The organism is Spiribacter onubensis (assembly GCF_040838425.1).
In the GTDB taxonomy this organism is placed as follows: domain Bacteria; phylum Pseudomonadota; class Gammaproteobacteria; order Nitrococcales; family Nitrococcaceae; genus Spiribacter; species Spiribacter onubensis.
In genome coordinates this window covers 114,420-130,691 of the sequence record NZ_JBAKFI010000001.1, presented here as the reverse complement: position 1 = coordinate 130,691, position 16,272 = coordinate 114,420, and the positions used below count along the sequence as shown (strand labels likewise).

Annotated in this window: 18 protein-coding genes; 2 read left to right on the top strand and 16 right to left on the bottom strand. The window is 66.4% G+C overall.

What is annotated here, in order from left to right; genetic code table 11:
- The 3 genes from thrC to alaC are packed head-to-tail and all read right to left on the bottom strand — an operon-like array spanning window position 1 to window position 3,690.
- The gene (thrC, locus tag V6X63_RS00650; RefSeq protein WP_367966662.1) at window positions 1–1,140 is read right to left on the bottom strand and encodes a threonine synthase; all 1,140 of its coding nucleotides are present in this window, start codon (window positions 1,138–1,140) and stop codon (window positions 1–3) included.
- Window positions 1,137–2,447, bottom strand: a complete 1,311-nt coding sequence (locus V6X63_RS00645; RefSeq protein ID WP_367977866.1) for a homoserine dehydrogenase — start codon at window positions 2,445–2,447, stop codon at window positions 1,137–1,139. The genes thrC and V6X63_RS00645 overlap by 4 nt, the downstream gene beginning before the upstream one ends.
- Before the next feature lie 19 nt (window positions 2,448–2,466).
- Window positions 2,467–3,690: an alanine transaminase gene (alaC, locus tag V6X63_RS00640; protein ID WP_408022290.1), complete on the bottom strand. Its 1,224-nt coding sequence runs from the start codon at window positions 3,688–3,690 to the stop codon at window positions 2,467–2,469.
- Between the two features lie 125 nt (window positions 3,691–3,815).
- Here alaC and V6X63_RS00635 point away from each other — a divergent pair, with 125 nt between their 5' ends.
- Window positions 3,816–4,190, top strand: coding sequence for an Mth938-like domain-containing protein (locus V6X63_RS00635; RefSeq protein WP_367966659.1), 375 nt, complete (start codon window positions 3,816–3,818; stop codon window positions 4,188–4,190).
- Between the two features lie 9 nt (window positions 4,191–4,199).
- Here V6X63_RS00635 and V6X63_RS00630 read toward each other — a convergent pair whose 3' ends face one another.
- The 4 genes from V6X63_RS00630 to surE are packed head-to-tail and all read right to left on the bottom strand — an operon-like array spanning window position 4,200 to window position 6,935.
- On the bottom strand, window positions 4,200–4,997 hold the full coding sequence (locus V6X63_RS00630) for a peptidoglycan DD-metalloendopeptidase family protein (protein WP_367977865.1): 798 nt from the start codon (window positions 4,995–4,997) through the stop codon (window positions 4,200–4,202).
- Window positions 4,946–5,524 carry a YqaA family protein gene (locus V6X63_RS00625; protein ID WP_367977864.1) on the bottom strand — a complete coding sequence of 193 codons (579 nt, stop codon included), beginning with the start codon at window positions 5,522–5,524 and terminating at the stop codon, window positions 4,946–4,948. The genes V6X63_RS00630 and V6X63_RS00625 overlap by 52 nt, the downstream gene beginning before the upstream one ends.
- Entirely contained in the window at window positions 5,524–6,186 is a 663-nt protein-coding gene (locus V6X63_RS00620; protein WP_367966656.1) for a protein-L-isoaspartate(D-aspartate) O-methyltransferase, read from the bottom strand. The genes V6X63_RS00625 and V6X63_RS00620 overlap by 1 nt, the downstream gene beginning before the upstream one ends.
- The gene (surE, locus tag V6X63_RS00615) at window positions 6,186–6,935 is read right to left on the bottom strand and encodes a 5'/3'-nucleotidase SurE (RefSeq protein ID WP_367966655.1); all 750 of its coding nucleotides are present in this window, start codon (window positions 6,933–6,935) and stop codon (window positions 6,186–6,188) included. Before surE ends, V6X63_RS00620 begins: the two co-directional genes overlap by 1 nt.
- Window positions 6,936–7,005: 70 nt before the next feature.
- On the opposite strand from surE, the gene V6X63_RS00610 reads away from it, so the two are divergent.
- Window positions 7,006–7,542: a Smr/MutS family protein gene (locus V6X63_RS00610; RefSeq protein ID WP_367977863.1), complete on the top strand. Its 537-nt coding sequence runs from the start codon at window positions 7,006–7,008 to the stop codon at window positions 7,540–7,542.
- Here V6X63_RS00610 and truD read toward each other — a convergent pair whose 3' ends face one another.
- The 9 genes from truD to V6X63_RS00565 form a co-directional block, all read right to left on the bottom strand.
- Window positions 7,543–8,601: a tRNA pseudouridine(13) synthase TruD gene (truD, locus tag V6X63_RS00605; protein WP_367977862.1), complete on the bottom strand. Its 1,059-nt coding sequence runs from the start codon at window positions 8,599–8,601 to the stop codon at window positions 7,543–7,545.
- Window positions 8,598–9,074 carry a 2-C-methyl-D-erythritol 2,4-cyclodiphosphate synthase gene (gene ispF, locus V6X63_RS00600; RefSeq protein WP_367977861.1) on the bottom strand — a complete coding sequence of 159 codons (477 nt, stop codon included), beginning with the start codon at window positions 9,072–9,074 and terminating at the stop codon, window positions 8,598–8,600. The genes truD and ispF overlap by 4 nt, the downstream gene beginning before the upstream one ends.
- Entirely contained in the window at window positions 9,071–9,787 is a 717-nt protein-coding gene (gene ispD / locus V6X63_RS00595; RefSeq protein ID WP_367977860.1) for a 2-C-methyl-D-erythritol 4-phosphate cytidylyltransferase, read from the bottom strand. The genes ispF and ispD overlap by 4 nt, the downstream gene beginning before the upstream one ends.
- Window positions 9,780–10,058 carry a cell division protein FtsB gene (ftsB, locus tag V6X63_RS00590; protein ID WP_367966650.1) on the bottom strand — a complete coding sequence of 93 codons (279 nt, stop codon included), beginning with the start codon at window positions 10,056–10,058 and terminating at the stop codon, window positions 9,780–9,782. Before ftsB ends, ispD begins: the two co-directional genes overlap by 8 nt.
- Window positions 10,059–10,066: 8 nt before the next feature.
- Window positions 10,067–11,362 carry a phosphopyruvate hydratase gene (eno, locus tag V6X63_RS00585; RefSeq protein WP_367966649.1) on the bottom strand — a complete coding sequence of 432 codons (1,296 nt, stop codon included), beginning with the start codon at window positions 11,360–11,362 and terminating at the stop codon, window positions 10,067–10,069.
- Window positions 11,363–11,365: 3 nt separating this feature from the next.
- Window positions 11,366–12,214: a 3-deoxy-8-phosphooctulonate synthase gene (gene kdsA / locus V6X63_RS00580; RefSeq protein WP_367966648.1), complete on the bottom strand. Its 849-nt coding sequence runs from the start codon at window positions 12,212–12,214 to the stop codon at window positions 11,366–11,368.
- Complete coding sequence (locus tag V6X63_RS00575) at window positions 12,211–13,854, bottom strand: CTP synthase (RefSeq protein ID WP_367977859.1); 1,644 nt, start codon at window positions 13,852–13,854, stop codon at window positions 12,211–12,213. Before V6X63_RS00575 ends, kdsA begins: the two co-directional genes overlap by 4 nt.
- A gap of 111 nt (window positions 13,855–13,965) precedes the next feature.
- Entirely contained in the window at window positions 13,966–15,249 is a 1,284-nt protein-coding gene (gene tilS / locus V6X63_RS00570) for a tRNA lysidine(34) synthetase TilS (RefSeq protein ID WP_367977858.1), read from the bottom strand.
- 46 nt (window positions 15,250–15,295) lie between these two features.
- Window positions 15,296–16,261: an acetyl-CoA carboxylase carboxyltransferase subunit alpha gene (locus V6X63_RS00565; protein ID WP_367977857.1), complete on the bottom strand. Its 966-nt coding sequence runs from the start codon at window positions 16,259–16,261 to the stop codon at window positions 15,296–15,298.
- Window positions 16,262–16,272 lie beyond the last annotated feature (11 nt).

The following is a 16,272-nucleotide window of genomic DNA, read 5'->3' as shown; positions in this document are numbered from 1 at the left end:
TCAGGACATCTTGCCGAGGATCGCCTGCCGAACCGCCGAGGAATCGGCATCCACCGTGGTCACCGCCGCTTCGGCATGCCGCTGGGCGACATCCGGATCCTTCAATCCATGGCCGGTCAACGTGCATACCACCCGGCTGCCCGGCGGTATCCGTCCGTTCTCGATATCCCGCATGGCGCCGGCCACTGAGACCGCCGAGGCCGGCTCACAGAATATGCCCTCGCGGCTTGCCAGCAACCACTGGGCCTCGAGGATCGCCTCGTCGGTGAACTCGTCAAACCAGCCGCCGGACTCCCGCGATGCGGTGAGCGCATAATCCCAGCTCTGCGGCGCCCCGATCCGGATGGCGGTGGCCACCGTCTCCGGATGCGTGACGGGCCCGCCCCGCAGGAACGGAGCGGATCCGCTTGCCTGGTAGCCGACCATCACCGGACGGGCTGCCACGCGGCCCTGATGATAGGCACAGTCGCCGCCACAGAAACCGCAGGCCAGTGTCCCTTTCTGGCCCGGTGCCAGCGCCATTTCGCTGTAGCCCATCCAGTAGGCGGTGATATTTCCCGCGTTACCGACGGGGAGGCAGTGATAGTCCGGCGCCTGCCCCAGCGCCTCGCAGATCTCAAACGCCGCGGTCTTCTGACCCTGAAGGCGGTAGGGATTCACTGAATTGACCAGGCTCACAGGGGCCTGCTCCGCCATTTCCTTGACGATCCGCATGCCATCGTCGAAGTTACCGCGGATCTGCAGCACCTCGGCTCCATGCATGATGGCCTGGGCAAGCTTGCCCATGGCGATCTTCCCGTCGGGGATGAGCACAAAGGCCTTGATCCCCGCCCGGGCGGCATAGGCCGCCGCCGAGGCCGAGGTGTTACCGGTGGAGGCGCAGATAATCGCCTGGCTCCCCTCCGCGACCGCCTGTGTCACGGCCACCGTCATGCCCCGGTCCTTGAATGATCCGGTCGGGTTGAGCCCCTCATATTTGACGTACAGCTCAACGTCATGCATCAGCGATCCGGGCAGATTCTCGAGGCGGATCAGGGGGGTATTCCCTTCGCCAAGACTGATCGGCCGGGCATTGCGGGCGAGTGGCAGCCGGTCGCCATAGGCGCCGATCAGGCCGGTGTAGTGATTCTGACCGCTCACAGGAGTGCCTCCACCCGAATGCGGGTGATACTGCCATGGATGGCCTCCAGTGCCTCAATGCGCTCACAGGCCTCGTTCATCCGCGCCTCCCGCACCCGATGGGTGAGCAGGATCACTGGGACCGTCTCCGCGCCCGGTGCCGGCTGCTTCTGGATCACCGCCTCAATACTGATGCCAGCGTTGCTGAGAATGCCGGTGATATCGGCCAGCACACCCGGCTCATCCTGTGCCTCGACGCGGAGGTAATAGGCGGTCTCCACCGCGTCCATGCCGACCACGGGCTCATCCGAGAGCGAATGCGACTGGAAGGCCAGGTATGGGACGCGGTTCTCGGGCTCCAGGGTAAACTCCCGGACAACGTCCACCAGATCAGCGACCACGGCGGAGGCCGTCGGCTCGGCACCAGCGCCGGCGCCGTAGTACAGCGTCGGCCCCAGTGGGTCGGCATTCACCATGACCGCGTTCATCACACCGTCCACATTGGCGAGGAGCTGACGCTCCGGCAGGAGTGTGGGATGGACCCGGAGGCCGATGCCATCCCCCTCCCGCCGGCAGATGCCCAGATGCTTGATGCGGAAGCCCAGCTCCGAGGCGTAGGCGACATCGTCGGTACTGATCTGGCCGATGCCCTCCATGAAGACCTTGTCGAACTGCAGCGGAATACCGAATGCGATGGAGGCCAGAATCGTGAGCTTGTGTGCGGCGTCAACGCCCTCGACATCGAATGTGGGATCGGCTTCGGCATAGCCAAGCCGCTGTGCCTCGGCGAGGACGTCGCCGAAGGCGCGGCCCGCGTAGAGCATTTCGGTGAGGATGAAGTTGCTGGTGCCATTGATGATGCCGGCGAGCCACTCGATCCGGTTGCCGACCAGCCCCTCGCGGACCGCCTTGATGATCGGGATACCGCCCGCAACGGCCGCCTCGAAACCGATAGTGACGCCCTTCTCCCGCGCCCGGGAGAAGATCTCGTTGCCATGCAGGGCGATCAGCGCCTTGTTGGCGGTGACGACGTGCTTGCCGTTATCAATGGCGCGCAGGATCAGTTCCTTGGCCAGGGTTTCACCACCGATGAGTTCGACCACGATCTCGATGGAAGGATCGTCCACGACGGCCTGGGCGTCGTAGTCGAGATGGATGTTTTCAGTGCTGCAGGTCCGCGGACGATCGGGATGGCGAGCCGCCGCCCGCACCACATCGATGGGCCGCCCTGCGCGACGGGTGATTTCATCGCGATTGCGTTCCAGCAGATTGACGGTGCCGCCGCCAACCGTCCCCAGTCCAAGCACCCCGACCTTTACCGGATCCAAGAGGTTGTCTCCCTTTTCTTTACTGCCCATGACCATCCCGGCGCAGCATCTGCTTGATACCACGCACGGCCTGCCGCGTCCGATGCTGGTTCTCGATCAGACCGAAACGGACGTATTCATCGCCATACTCACCGAAGCCGATCCCGGGTGAGACTGCGACGCCGGCGTCGCGCAAAAGCTTCTTGGCGAACTCCAGCGATCCCATGTCGCGATAGGGTTCCGGAATCCGCGCCCAGACGAACATCGTCGCCCGGGGCCGCGTCACTGGCCAACCGGCGGCCTCCAGGCCGTCGCACAGCACGTCGCGCCGGCCCTGATAGGTTTCCCGAATCTCGCTGACGCACTCCTGAGGCCCCTCCAGCGCATGAATCGCCGCGACCTGAATCGGCGTGAACATCCCATAGTCGAGGTACGACTTCATCCGCGCGAGTGCGGCGATCAGTTTGTCATTGCCGCAGAGAAAACCCACGCGCCAGCCCGGCATGTTGTAGCTTTTCGACAGCGAGAACGACTCCACCGCCACCTCGCGGGCCCCCGGCACCTGGAGGATCGACGGCGCCTCGTAGCCGTCATAGACGAGATCGGCGTAGGCGAGATCGTGCACGACCCAGATGCCATGCTCGCGGCATATCTCCACCACCCGCTCAAAGAAGCCCAGATCGACGCATTGCGCCGTCGGGTTGGCCGGGAAGTTGATGATCAGCATCTTCGGCTTGGGCCAGGTGTCCTTGATGGCCTTTTCCAGCTCGGTGAAGAAATCGCCACCCTCGACCAACGGGACATGACGGATATCCGCCCCGGCGATGACCACGCCGTAGGGATGGATCGGATAGGCCGGATTGGGGACCAGCACGGCATCTCCGGGACCCAGCGTGGCGAGGGCCAGATGCGCGAGCCCCTCCTTCGAGCCGATGGTCACGATCGCCTCGGTCTCGGGGTCCAGCGCCACATTGTAGCGGCTGTGATACCAGCGCGTGATCGCCCGGCGCAGACGCGGTATGCCGCGCGACATCGAGTAGCGGTGTGTATCCGGTCGCTGGGCCGCCTCGACCAGCTTATCGACGATATGCCGCGGGGTCGGGAGGTCCGGATTGCCCATGCCGAAGTCGACGATGTCCTCGCCCCGGGCACGGGCCTGAGCCTTGAGTTCATTGACGATGTTGAACACGTAGGGCGGGAGGCGCTTGATGCGCTGGAATTCCTCGTTCAAGGCAGTACCCCGGGCCGATAGTTGAGTGTGCATGCGGAAAATCCCCGCTCCGCGTCATGATAAACGGTGAACGCTAAAATTGCCCCCTGCCGGTGTCAAATAACGCGGCACGGCGGCCTGGCTTGCCCCACCCCCCTGCCGCTCGCTATCGTGCCGTCATGAAGATGAGCCTCGACGGCGCCGATGGCGCGTACCATATTCAGGGTTATTCGGATGACGGGATCCGCATCAACGACGTCCGTTATGCCGAGAGCCTCCTGGTCACCCCGGACACACTGGTCACCGAATGGGGCCCCGCGTCATTGCAGGCGCTCACCGACGGGCATCTGGCGGCGGTCCACGATCTCGAGCCCGAGGTGGTTCTGCTGGGCACCGGCGCCCGCCAGACATTCCCTGATCGCGAGCTGATGCTCGGCCTGCTCCAGGCGGGGATCGGACTGGAGATCATGGATACCGCGTCGGCCTGCCGGACCTACAACGTGCTGATGTCCGAAGGGCGGCGCGTTGTCGCCGCGCTCATCATCGACCGCTGACCCGCGGCGCTACGGCAGATAACTCACCGGATTGACCGGTTCGCCCCGCTCCCGCACCTCGAAATGCAGCTCGCCCGGGCGCTGGCCGCTGGCGCCCATGCGGGCGATGGTCTCCCCGGCCCGCACCCGGTCACCCTCTTCCACGAGCAGCTCCCGATTGTAGCCGTAGGCGGTGAGGAAGCGCTCGTTGTGCTTGATGATGACCAGGTTGCCGTATCCGGGTAAGCCGTCTCCGCTATAGACCACATCGCCCGCACCGGCCGCCTTCACCGGACTGCCGGGGGCGCCTGCGATGCCGATCCCGCGTTTGCCCAGGGCCCCGGGGTCATAGCGACGGACGAGCCGACCCTCGGATGGCCATTGCCATGCCACCGGACCGCTCAGGGGCTCTCGCCGGGCGACCGCAGGCATCCGCTCTTCTGCTTCCGCGGGCGTCCGGTTACTTGAATCGCTGTCGGGCGTCGGCGCAACGGCCCCTGCCGTGCCGGCCCCGCTGCCCGCCGCAGGGCGCAGACGCAGTCGCTGGCCGGGATAGATCACATAGGGTTCGCCGATCGCGTTCCAGCGGGCCACGTCGCGGAAGTCCAGGCCATAGGCCCAGGCAATCTGATAGAGCGTGTCACCCTGGCGGACGGTATGGATCCCGGGGGTGCCGGCGCTGATGCCTGCCTCGCGCAGATGGCGATCGGACGCATAGTCGAATTCGCTGCAACCGGCGAGCATGAAAAGCAGCAACGCCAGGGCGAATTGCCGGCTCAGAGCGACAGCGCGAGCACGATCACCAGCAGGAGGATGACACTCAACCACCCGATTCGCTCCATGTAACGACGCAGCCATGGCTCGGCGCGCGGCCCGCCCCAGGCGAGCAGCATGGCCACCAGGTAGAATCTTGCACCGCGTCCCAGCAGCGAGGCGATCACGAACGGCAGCCAGGCCACCGCCATCGCACCTGCGGCGATGGTGAACACCTTGTACGGGATCGGCGAGAAGCCCGCCACCAGAACGACCCAGAAACCCCACTGCGTAAACCAGGTCCTGGCCTGTTCATAGGCCGGTTCATAGCCGGCGTCGACAATCAGGGGAAGGACCAGCTCCAGCCCCAGCAGCCCGATGAGATAACCGAGGACGCCGCCGGCTACCGAGGTCAGTGTCGTGATCGTGGCCAGACGGACCGCATGCCTGGGACGCGCGATGCTCATCGGGGCCAGCATGACGTCCGGCGGAATCGGAAAGAAAGACGATTCCGCAAAGCTGAGGGCGCCGAGCAGCCACGGCGCCCGCCGGTGGGCCGACCAGCGGAGCACGCGATCGTAGAGCGCGGTGAAGAGGGGCATTACTCGGTGCCACCCAGCATCGGCACGAAGCTCACCGGCTCGACGGCCTCTTCCACCAGGGCATCGCCGTCGCGATGGTAGACCCGCAGCTCCTGCGCATCGCCATCGCCCACCGGTGCCAGCAACTGACCGCCCTCGCCGAGCTGCTCGAACAACCCCTGGGGAATCGCCTGGGGCGCCGCCGTCAGGATGATCGCATCGAACGGAGCCGCGTTGGCCCAACCCGCATGGCCGTCACCGAGGCGCTGGCGGATATTGGTGATGCCGAGCTGGCGGAACAGTCGCCGGCTTCGCTCATGCAGCGCCCGGATTCGCTCAATGGTGTACACGCGCTCGACCAGGGCAGAGAGGACCGCCGCCTGATAGCCGGATCCCGTCCCGACCTCCAGCACTCGCCCCGGCGCGCCGTGACGGATGAGGAGCTCCGTCATGCGCGCAACCACAAAGGGCTGCGATATGGTCTGTCCATGACCGATGGGCAGCGCCGTGTCCTCGTATGCCCGGGAGGCGAGTGCCTCGTCGACGAACAGGTGTCTCGGGATCTGCCGGATGATGTTGAGCACATGGACGTCGCGTATGCCCGCGTCGCCAAGCCGGCCCGCAAGGCGCTCCCGCGTCCGGCGCGAGGTCATCCCGATGCCCTGCAGGCGATGTCCTTCCATCAATGCAGTCCCTGGATCCAGCCCGCGACCTGATCGAGGGCCGGATAGCGGGTCAGATCCACCTCGATGGGCGTCACCGAGACGAATCCGCGGTTGATGGCATCGAAATCCGTCCCCGGGCCGGCATCCTGCTCCGCACCCGGAGGGCCGATCCAATAGATGCTGCGGCCCTTGGGATCAAGATCATGAATCGCTGCTTCCGCGCGATGCCGTTGCCCGAGTCGGGTCGCCTCGATGCCACCGATTTCCTCCCAGGGCCGGTCGGGGACGTTGACGTTGAGGATCGTATCGGCCGGCAGCGGTTCATGATGCAACCGATCCATCAGCCGCCGCGCCACCTCGGCCGCGGTGTCATAGTGCCGGGGATGACTGCCCACGAGGGAGATGGCGATCGCGGGCAGGCCAAGCGTCCGGCCTTCCATCGCGGCGGCCACGGTCCCGCTGTAGAGCACATCGTCACCGAGGTTGCCGCCGGCATTGATGCCGGAGACCACCATGTCAGGCAGCGCGTCAAGCAGCCCCGTGATGGCCAGATGGACGCAGTCGGTCGGCGTACCCTCCACGCCGTACACGCCGGGCGAGGCCTCCTGGACACGGACCGGCCAGTCGAGCGTCAGGGAATTACTGGCTCCGCTCCGATCCCGCTCGGGGGCCACCACGGTGACCTCGGCCCGTTCGGCGAGCGCCGCGGCGAGTGTACCGATACCGGTGGAACGGTAACCGTCGTCGTTGCTGACGAGAATTCTCATGTGATGCTCTTTTCTCCTTGCGCTACCGCCCGTGTACTATACCGATCCGCAAGCGCTACGGGAGCCAGCAATGCATGACGAGGACCCGGATACCGCGCTTTTTCGCGCCGCGATGGCCGACGTGCGCCCGATTCGTACCCGCCAGAACGCCGAACTGCGCCGGCGACGCCCGCCCCCCGTGCCCGGTCAGCGCCATGCCGATGATCGCGCCGTGCTGCGGGAGCTTGCCCATGGTGAGCGCGATGGCAGCGAGCTGGGCGCGGAGCTCGGCGAGGCCCTGGCCTATGCGCGGCCCGGACTGCAGCGCCGGACACTGAGGCGGCTTCGCCGCGGAGAGTTCAGTGTCATGGCCGAGCTCGACCTGCACGGACAGACGGTGGATTCGGCGCGCCGCCTGCTGACGGATTTCCTCAACGAATGCCACCGCCGGCATCTTGGCTGCATCCGGGTGATACATGGCAAGGGACGCCGTTCATCCAATGCGGGGCCGGTGCTCAAGGGCCAGGTCGACCGCTGGCTCCGGCAGCGCGATGACGTCCTGGCCTTCTGCTCGGCCCGCCCGGTGGACGGAGGGACCGGAGCGCTCTACGTCCTCCTGCGACGCTGATCAGTCATCGCCCCATTCGACCAGCTCGCGCAGCACGGCAGTGGCATAGGCACCGCGCATCAGCCGGAAGGACAGTCGCCAGGTCCGCCCATCCAGACATCTGACGGCGAGTGCCCTCACACTCAGTCGCAGGGCCCGGCGTGCCGCCTCGAGACGCTTGTCGACAAGCCCCTCCACCAGATCGTCCCAGTCCTGCAGTACCGCGCGCTCCCGAGCCGCCAGGGACGGCGGCGGCGCGAGGCTCCGTCCCGGGCTCCCGGGCAGCGCCCCCGTCGGATGCACGCGCAGACCGGCGGCGCGGAGACGGTTATGCCGGAGATCGCCGGATTCGGCCATGAACACGCTCCCGCGTCCATCGAGCGTCAGGATCTCCCCCGGTTCGGCGCCGCACCAGTCACCGGCCTGCACGCGGTCGTCCAGGATGGCGTTGAAAGCCGCGGCCCGGGCGGCCGAGAGCAGCATGCTCCGGTCATTCCGGGAGCGCGGTCCGGCCTCGCCGGCGAACCATCGGCGTGCCCGGACCAGATTGTCGCCGTCGCGTCCGAACCGCTGCGGCCCAAAGTAATTGGGAACGCCATACCGGGCAATCGTCACAACCCGGGGCCGCAACGCGTCGGCGGAGGCTTCGACATCCCGGAGCGTGAGCTGGAAGTCATTGCCGGCCAGTGCCCCCACCGGCAGTTTTCTGCGGTGTCGCGTGACCCCGATCACCTCGAGGCGGGCATCCGGTTCCTGATCCAGCGGTATCGATCCGGTCGGAGGCAGCGATGCCCCCGGTGGCCAGGGAACCGACAACCACTGAGTGGTCAGTGCGTGTCGATCCTTGCGCCCGGCATGACCCATCTGACGCCTCTCCACCTGCCAGTGCCCCGCCAGGGCCTGCATCGCACGGGCCGTGGACAGCCGCCGCTTGCGAACGCGCACGAGCAGATGGGGGCCTTCTCCCGCTGGCGCGAAACCGAGGCGCTCGTCCACCCGGAAGTCTTCGGGGCGCACCGCCACCCGGGCATGACCGACCGGCGCCCCCCAGGCCCTGGACCATTCCGGCAGACCGGTCATAGGCCTTCGAGCAGGGCCACGGCCGTGGCAGCGATCCCTTCACCACGTCCTGTAAAACCCATCCACTCCATGGTGGTCGCCTTGACGTTCACACGCTCGGCGCCGACCTCCAGATCCGCGGCGATATTCGCCGTCATGGCGTCGAGGTAGGGCTGGAGCCTGGGACGCTGGGCGATCACCGTGGCGTCCACGTTGATCACCCGCCAGCGCCGCTCGCTTAGACAACCAGCCACCTGCCGCAGCAGGATGCGACTGTCGATTCCGGCGTAGGCGGCATCCGTATCCGGAAAATGCCGGCCGATATCACCAGCGCCGGCCGCTCCGAGCAGCGCATCGCTGATCGCGTGCAACAGGACATCGCCATCGGAGTGCGCGGCGAGCCCCTGACTGAAATCGACATGGACACCACCGAGGATCAGGTCGCGATCCGGCACCAGCCGGTGGGCATCCGCTCCCTGCCCGATCCGAATCATCCGTCTCCCCCCTTTCGTTGATCCTGCAGCGCGTGCTCCAGCCAACGCGCATCATCGGGGTAGGTGTACTTGATGTTAGCCGGGTCGCCGATCACCAGCCGTGGGCGGGCGCCCCCGCGCTCCATGGCCTGGGCCTCGTCGGTCACCGCCATATCGGCGCAGGCCACCAGTGCGTCGCGCAGCCGTCCCAGAGGGAAGAGCTGCGGTGTCATGGCCTGCCACAGCCCCGTCCGATCCGCCGTCTCCCTGACGCGGCCGTGCTCATCGGCACGCTTGAGGGTATCGCGGACCGGCACGGCCAGCAGTCCACCATCGCGATCGTCCCCGACGGCCTCGATCAGGCGCTGGATGGCGGCCGCCGTCACTGCCGGTCGCGCCGCGTCATGGACGAGGACGCGATCCCCATCAGCCGCTCCCCAGGCGCGCAGCGCCTCAAGCCCTGCGAGCACTGACGCCTGACGGGTATGGCCGCCCCGGCAGCTACGCACATCGGTGGCGCTGTCCAGGCCCAGCCGCGCCCAGTCGCTATCATCCCCCCGGGCCCTGACGACCATGACCCCCGCCATACCCGATACCTGCCGCAGCGCGTCCACCGACCATGCAAGCACGCTCCGCCCGGCGAGCCGGTGATACTGCTTCGGCAGGTCGTCTCGGGCCATCCTTCGTCCCTGTCCCGCGGCGGCGACCAGACCCCAGTAGAGCGGGCTATTCATCGGGCTCGATCACCCGGTAGAACTGCTCATCCTCGCCAATCATGCCGAGGTCCCGGCGGGCCCGTTCTTCGACGCCATCCAGTCCCTGGCGGAGATCCGCGACGTCGGCCGCGAGCGCACGATTACGCTCATCCAGTCGTTCATTCTCGACGCGCTGCGCCTCCACCGCCTCGCGCAGATGCATGACCTCGGGGATGCTTCCCTCGCCCAGCCACAGGCGTGACTGCAGCAGGAGCAGAAGCAGAAGCAGCCCCGCGGCCAGCCAGCGCATGGATCGGGTCAGGCGCCCATGCGACGCAGGTTCGGGAACGCGTCGCTCCCGGCATAGCGCGCCCTGTCACCGAGTTCCTCCTCAATGCGCAGGAGCTGGTTGTACTTCGCCACCCGATCGGAGCGGCACAGGGATCCGGTCTTGATCTGCGTGGCCGTACTCGCCACGGCCAGATCGGCGATGGTCGTGTCCTCGGTCTCGCCGGAGCGATGCGAGACCACCGCGGAGTAGCCGGCCTGGTCGGCCATGGCGATGGCGTCCAGTGTCTCGGTGAGGGTCCCGATCTGGTTGAACTTGATCAGGATCGAATTACCGATGCCCTGATCGATGCCCTGCTGGAAGATCCGCGTGTTGGTGACGAACAGATCGTCGCCGACCAGCTGGACCCCCTCGCTGATGCGCTGGGTAAGCTTTTCCCAGCCCGCCCAGTCATCCTCTCCCATGCCGTCCTCAATGGAGATGATCGGGTAGCGGGAGACCCAGTCGGCGAGCACACCGGCAAAGCCCTCGGCGTCGAAGCGCCGATCCTCGGACGCAAGGAAGTACTCGCCGTTCTCGCAGAATTCGGAGCTGGCGGCATCCAGCGCCAGCCAGACCTGTTCGCCGGGCTTGTAGCCGGCCTGCTCGATGGCCTCGAGGATCACCTCGATGGCCGCCTCGTTAGACGGGAGATCGGGGGCGAATCCCCCCTCGTCGCCCACCGCGGTGGACAGGCCCCGTGCGCTCAGGACTTTCTTCAGGGCGTGGAAGATTTCCGTGCCACAACGGAGCGCCTCGCTGAAGCGCTCGAAGCCCACCGGCATGACCATGAACTCCTGGATATCCACGCTGTTACTGGCGTGCGCGCCGCCATTGAGGATATTCATCATCGGGACCGGCAGGACATAGGATTCCGCCGGCGCCAGGTAGCGGAACAGTGACTGTCCCGCGGACTCTGCGGCCGCCTGGGCGACCGCCAGCGAGGCGCCCAGCAGTGCATTCGCTCCGAGTCGACCCTTGTTGTCCGTACCATCCAGCTCAATGAGGCGCTCGTCGATGGCGCGCTGTCCGGTGGCCTCCATGCCATTCAGGGCATCGTTGATCTCGCCGTTGACGTTCGCCACTGCCTGCCGGACACCCTTGCCCAGATACCGGGACTTGTCCCCGTCACGCAGCTCAACGGCCTCCCGCGCCCCGGTCGAAGCGCCCGAGGGCACGGCGGCACGGCCGACACTGCCGTCGCTCAGGGTCACCTCGGCCTCGAGGGTGGGGTTACCCCGCGAATCGAGTATCTCGCGGGCGTTGACACGGGTAATGCTAGGCATGATTCACTCCTGTTGAAGATCCATTTCCGGGAAGCCGTGCTGCTTGACCACGGCATCCAGTGCGACAAGGGCATCCAGCAACCCGGGCAGCGCATCGAGGGGCCAGCTGTTGGCGCCATCGGAGAGCGCCTGCTCCGGATCGGGATGGGTTTCCATGAAAAGGCCGCTCACACCCGCGCCGACGGCGGCCCGGGCAAGCGGCGGCACATGCTCGCGCTGCCCACCGGAGGCATGGCCCTGTCCGCCGGGGAGCTGCACCGAATGGGTGGCATCGAAGACGACCGGCGCGCCGGTTCCCCGCATGACCGACAGCGAGCGCATGTCGGCGACGAGGTTGTTGTAGCCAAAGCTCGCGCCACGCTCGCATACCGTAATCGCGGCGTTGCCGGTCGCCCGGGCCTTGTCGACGACATGACGCATATCCCAGGGGGCCAGGAACTGGCCCTTCTTGATGTTGACGGGCAGGCCAAGGGCCGCCACCGCCTGGATGAAATCCGTCTGACGGCAGAGAAAGGCTGGTGTCTGAAGCCAGTCAACGACGTCCGCCACTTCGTCGAGCGGGGTGTATTCATGGACATCGGTGAGCACCGGCACGGCGAGGGTCTCCCGCACTGCCGCCAGCGTCTCCAGTCCCGCGGAGATGCCCGGACCCCGATAACTCCGCGCCGATGAGCGGTTGGCCTTGTCATACGAGGCCTTGAAGACGAACGGGATATTACGCTCCCGCGTCATCTCCGTGAGTCGCTCCGCGATCTCGAGGGTGAGTCCCCGGGATTCGACCACGCAGGGTCCGGCGATCAGGAAGAATGGCTGATCCAGCCCGACCGGGCGGCCCTGCACGGTGACGCTCACGACGGCCGTTCCTCATGGGCCTTCCGGTGAGCGGCGGCGGCCTCGATGAAATCGCCAAAGAGCGGGTGACCATCACGCGGCGTGGAGGTGAACTCCGGGTGGAACTGACAGGCCAGGAACCACGGATGATCCGGGAGTTCGACGGCCTCGGCGAGATGCCCGTCACCTGACCAGCCGGCGATCACCAGCCCGGCATCGGTGAGCGGGCGCTCATAGCCATTGTTGAACTCGTAGCGATGCCGATGCCGCTCGCGGATCACATCCTTGCCATAGATGCGATGGAAGCGCGTTCCGCGCACCAGCTCCGAGGGTTGCGCCCCCAGCCGCATGGTGCCGCCGAGATCGGAATCGGCATCCCGGTATTCCTTGAGCCCCTCGGCATTCATCCACTCGGTGATCAGCGCGACGACCGGATGCCGTGGGTGGGTGATGAACTCCGTGCTGTGCGCCCCATCGAGTCCGGCGACATTCCGGGCGAACTCGATCACCGCCACCTGCAGGCCGAGGCAGATACCGAGGAACGGAACGCCCTCGCGCCGGGCATAGCCCGCCGCCGCGATCTTGCCCTCGATGCCGCGCTCGCCGAATCCACCGGGCACGAGGACCGCATCCACGTCATTGAGCAGCGAGGTCCCCTCGCGCTCGATCGCCTCGGAGTCGACATAGCGGATGTTCACGGTCTGCCGGTGCTGGATGCCGGCATGGCGCAGCGCCTCATTGAGCGACATGTAGGCATCGGCGAGATCGACGTACTTGCCGACCATGGCCACGGTCACCTCGCCGTGGGGGGACTCCATCGCCTCCACGACATGGTCCCAGTCATTGAGGGTCGCCGGCGGCAGCTCCAGGCCGAGCTTCTCGGCCACGATGCTGTCCAGAGACTGATCATGCAGCATGGCCGGCACCTTGTAGATGTTGTCCACGTCGAGCGCCGAAATGACGGCACGCGGTTCGACATTGGTGAACAACGCGATCTTGCGGCGCTCTTCCGCCGGGATGGCCATGGTCGCCCGACAGACGAGGATATCCGGCTGGATACCGATGCTGCGCAGTTCCTTGACCGAGTGCTGTGTGGGCTTGGTCTTCATCTCACCCGCCGCGCCGATCCAGGGCAGCAGCGTGAGGTGGATGAAAAGACAGCGCTCGTGACCGAGCTCCGTACCCATCTGGCGGATCGCTTCGAGGAACGGGAGTGACTCGATATCACCCACCGTGCCGCCGATCTCGATCAAAGCGATATCGGCGTTGCCGGCACCACGCTGAATGCAGCTCTTGATCTCGTCGGTGATATGCGGAATGACCTGAACGGTCCCACCCAGATAGTCGCCGCGACGCTCCTTGCGGATGACGTTCTCGTAGATCCGGCCCGTGGTGTAGTTGTTATCCTGGCTGGCCCGCATGCGCACGAAACGCTCGTAGTGCCCCAGATCGAGGTCGGTCTCCGCGCCGTCATCGGTTACAAAGACTTCACCATGCTGGAACGGGCTCATCGTGCCCGGGTCCACATTGATGTAGGGATCGAGCTTGACCATGGTCACGCTCAGCCCCCGTGCCTGGAGAATGCTGCCCAAAGAGGCGGCGGCGATGCCCTTGCCCAGAGAGGACACGACACCGCCGGTAATGAAGATGAATCGCGTCATGATACCGTCGGCCTGCTGGCGGATCGTGGTGACGGGAGGCCACCACGGGACGGGCGACAAAGGTAGCAGAAGGCCGTAACACGCACAATCGGCGGCCGGTCGCCGGCCGGTTCAACACGGCGGTGTCAACCACGCCCAGTCGGGGCCGTCGGCCCGCCGCCGCGGAGTGCAGCATGGCGCCCCGCATCCCGCTCCCCATGCCGCCTGACCCGCCGTCGTGAGGCCAAGCCCCGCGACCGCGAGCACCTCCCCATCGCCATCCTCCAGAAGCGGCAGACGCGGACGCCACCAGGGCACGATGCCTGCTTCGCGCAGCAGTTCCTTGAGCGGCTTGGCCGGGCGCCGCGGCATGGACAGACGCTCACCCGGCCGCGGCGCCCTGCACCAAAGCCCCGGGCTCGGTTCGCCATCGAAGACAAAGTCTGCAAGGCCGTCCCGGCCGGACTCGCCCAACGCATCGGCCGGCACAGGATCCGGTACGGGCGGCAGCGGCCAGGGCAGTCGATACAGCCATCCGCCGTGACGCCGCACCTGGCGGTTCCCCCACACCATTGCTGGCTGGCGGTCCGCGCCGGCATCGAGCAGCATCTCCAGTCCCCGCTCGAGGCGGGATGTCCCGGGTGCGACCCACCCACCGTTGCGCAGCCATTCCCGCAGCAGCGCCGGGCGCACACTCGAATCGCTCTGCCAGAGGGCCTGAAGGGGTAGCGGTCCATGGGAGGGACCCGGCCACCGACGACGGTGGTCAGCCAGCAACATCTGCATCACATTGCGCTGCTGCCATGAATGCCCCGCCAGTCGCGACCCCGCCTCCGTGGCGCCCGGCCAACGGGCGGTCAGCAGCGGGATGACCTGATGGCGAAGATAATTACGATCCTGGGCGGGGTCGGCGTTGGCAGGATCGTCAATCCAGCGCAGGGCATTGGCCTGTGCATAGGCATGCAGCCGCTCCCGCGGAAACTCCAGTAGCGGACGCACGAGCCAGCCGGCGCCGAACGGCCGCCGTGCCGGGATACCCGCAAGCCCATCCGGCCCGGTACCCCGCATCATGCGCAACAAGAGCGTCTCGAGCTGGTCGTCTGCATGGTGAGCGGTCAAGAGGCACTCACCGGGTTCCAGCCGGGCGGCAAGGGCTGCGTAGCGCGCCTCACGTGCGGCGTCTTCAAGCCCGCGACCATTCGCGGCCGGGTTGACCCGGACCACCGTCAGGGGAACGCCGAGTGCCCTGCATACCTTGCTGCAATGTCTCGCCCAGCTGTCGGCTTCGGCCTGGAGACCGTGGTGAATATGGATGGCGCGGACCGGCCGGTCGGCCTTCGTGGCAAGGTGCAGAAGCGCGGTCGAGTCGAGCCCACCGCTGAAGGCGATGACACAGCCCAGTGCATCCCGGGGCATGGCAGCGGCGAGCCGCGCCGGATGGGGAAGCCCGCGCCCTGGCGGGTTATTCCTTGAAATGCCCAAGCGCCATCAAACGCTCATAGCGCCGCGAACACATGGCATCGACATCCAGCGCCACCACCTCGGCATAATGTCGCCGCAATGCCTCACCCAGCCGTCGAGCGGTCTCGCCCCAGTCACGGTGGGCGCCGCCGAGGGGCTCTTCGATCAGTTCATCGACGAGCCCCAGTTCATTCAGCCGGGTGGCGGTAATGCCCATGGCATCGGCGGCCTCCGCCGCCTTGTCCGCGCTCTTCCAGAGGATCGACGCGCAGCCCTCCGGCGAGATCACCGAATAGGTGCTGTACTCGAGCATGAGCAGCCGATCCCCGACCCCGATGGCCAGCGCACCGCCCGAGCCACCCTCGCCGATGACCGTACAGATCACCGGCGTGCGCAGCTGGGAGAGCAGGAAGAGATTGTGCGCGATCGCCTCGCTCTGCCCACGCTCTTCGGCGCCGACGCCGGGATATGCACCCGGGGTATCGATGAAGGTGAAAACCGGCAGGGCGAACCGCTCGGCCATCTCGAACAGGCGTTTCGCCTTGCGATAGCCTTCCGGCCGGGGCATGCCGAAATTGCGGGCCACCTTCTCGCGGGTGTCGCGCCCCTTCTGCTCGCCGACGACCATCACCGGGTCGCCATCGAGCCGGGCCAGGCCGCCGATGATGGCGGCGTCATCGGCATAGGCCCGATCGCCGTGGAGTTCCTCGAAGTCGGTGAAGATCGCGTCGATGTAGTCTCGGGCGTAGGGACGATGGGGATGCCGGGCGAGCTGCGAGACCTGCCACGGCGTCAGGTTGCGGAAGATCTGCTCGGTGAGCTGACGGCTCTTCGCCTGCAGCCGGGTGAGCTCTTCGCTGATGCTGACCTCGGCATCATCACTGACGTACCGCAGTTCCTCAATCTTTGCCTCGAGCTCCGCGATGGGTCGCTCGAATTCGAGAAAATTCAGGTCGCTGGACGCCAATGTCGCGCTCC

Coding starts and splice junctions, on each gene's coding strand:
- alaC (WP_408022290.1), bottom strand. CDS start 3,690: ATGCACACTCAACTATCGGCCCGGGGTACTGCCTTGAACGAGGAATTC.
- V6X63_RS00635 (WP_367966659.1), top strand. CDS start 3,816: ATGAAGATGAGCCTCGACGGCGCCGATGGCGCGTACCATATTCAGGGT.
- V6X63_RS00625 (WP_367977864.1), bottom strand. CDS start 5,524: ATGCCCCTCTTCACCGCGCTCTACGATCGCGTGCTCCGCTGGTCGGCC.
- V6X63_RS00620 (WP_367966656.1), bottom strand. CDS start 6,186: ATGGAAGGACATCGCCTGCAGGGCATCGGGATGACCTCGCGCCGGACG.
- surE (WP_367966655.1), bottom strand. CDS start 6,935: ATGAGAATTCTCGTCAGCAACGACGACGGTTACCGTTCCACCGGTATC.
- V6X63_RS00610 (WP_367977863.1), top strand. CDS start 7,006: ATGCATGACGAGGACCCGGATACCGCGCTTTTTCGCGCCGCGATGGCC.
- truD (WP_367977862.1), bottom strand. CDS start 8,601: ATGACCGGTCTGCCGGAATGGTCCAGGGCCTGGGGGGCGCCGGTCGGT.
- ispF (WP_367977861.1), bottom strand. CDS start 9,074: ATGATTCGGATCGGGCAGGGAGCGGATGCCCACCGGCTGGTGCCGGAT.
- ispD (WP_367977860.1), bottom strand. CDS start 9,787: ATGAATAGCCCGCTCTACTGGGGTCTGGTCGCCGCCGCGGGACAGGGA.
- ftsB (WP_367966650.1), bottom strand. CDS start 10,058: ATGCGCTGGCTGGCCGCGGGGCTGCTTCTGCTTCTGCTCCTGCTGCAG.
- eno (WP_367966649.1), bottom strand. CDS start 11,362: ATGCCTAGCATTACCCGTGTCAACGCCCGCGAGATACTCGATTCGCGG.
- V6X63_RS00575 (WP_367977859.1), bottom strand. CDS start 13,854: ATGACGCGATTCATCTTCATTACCGGCGGTGTCGTGTCCTCTCTGGGC.
- tilS (WP_367977858.1), bottom strand. CDS start 15,249: ATGCCCCGGGATGCACTGGGCTGTGTCATCGCCTTCAGCGGTGGGCTC.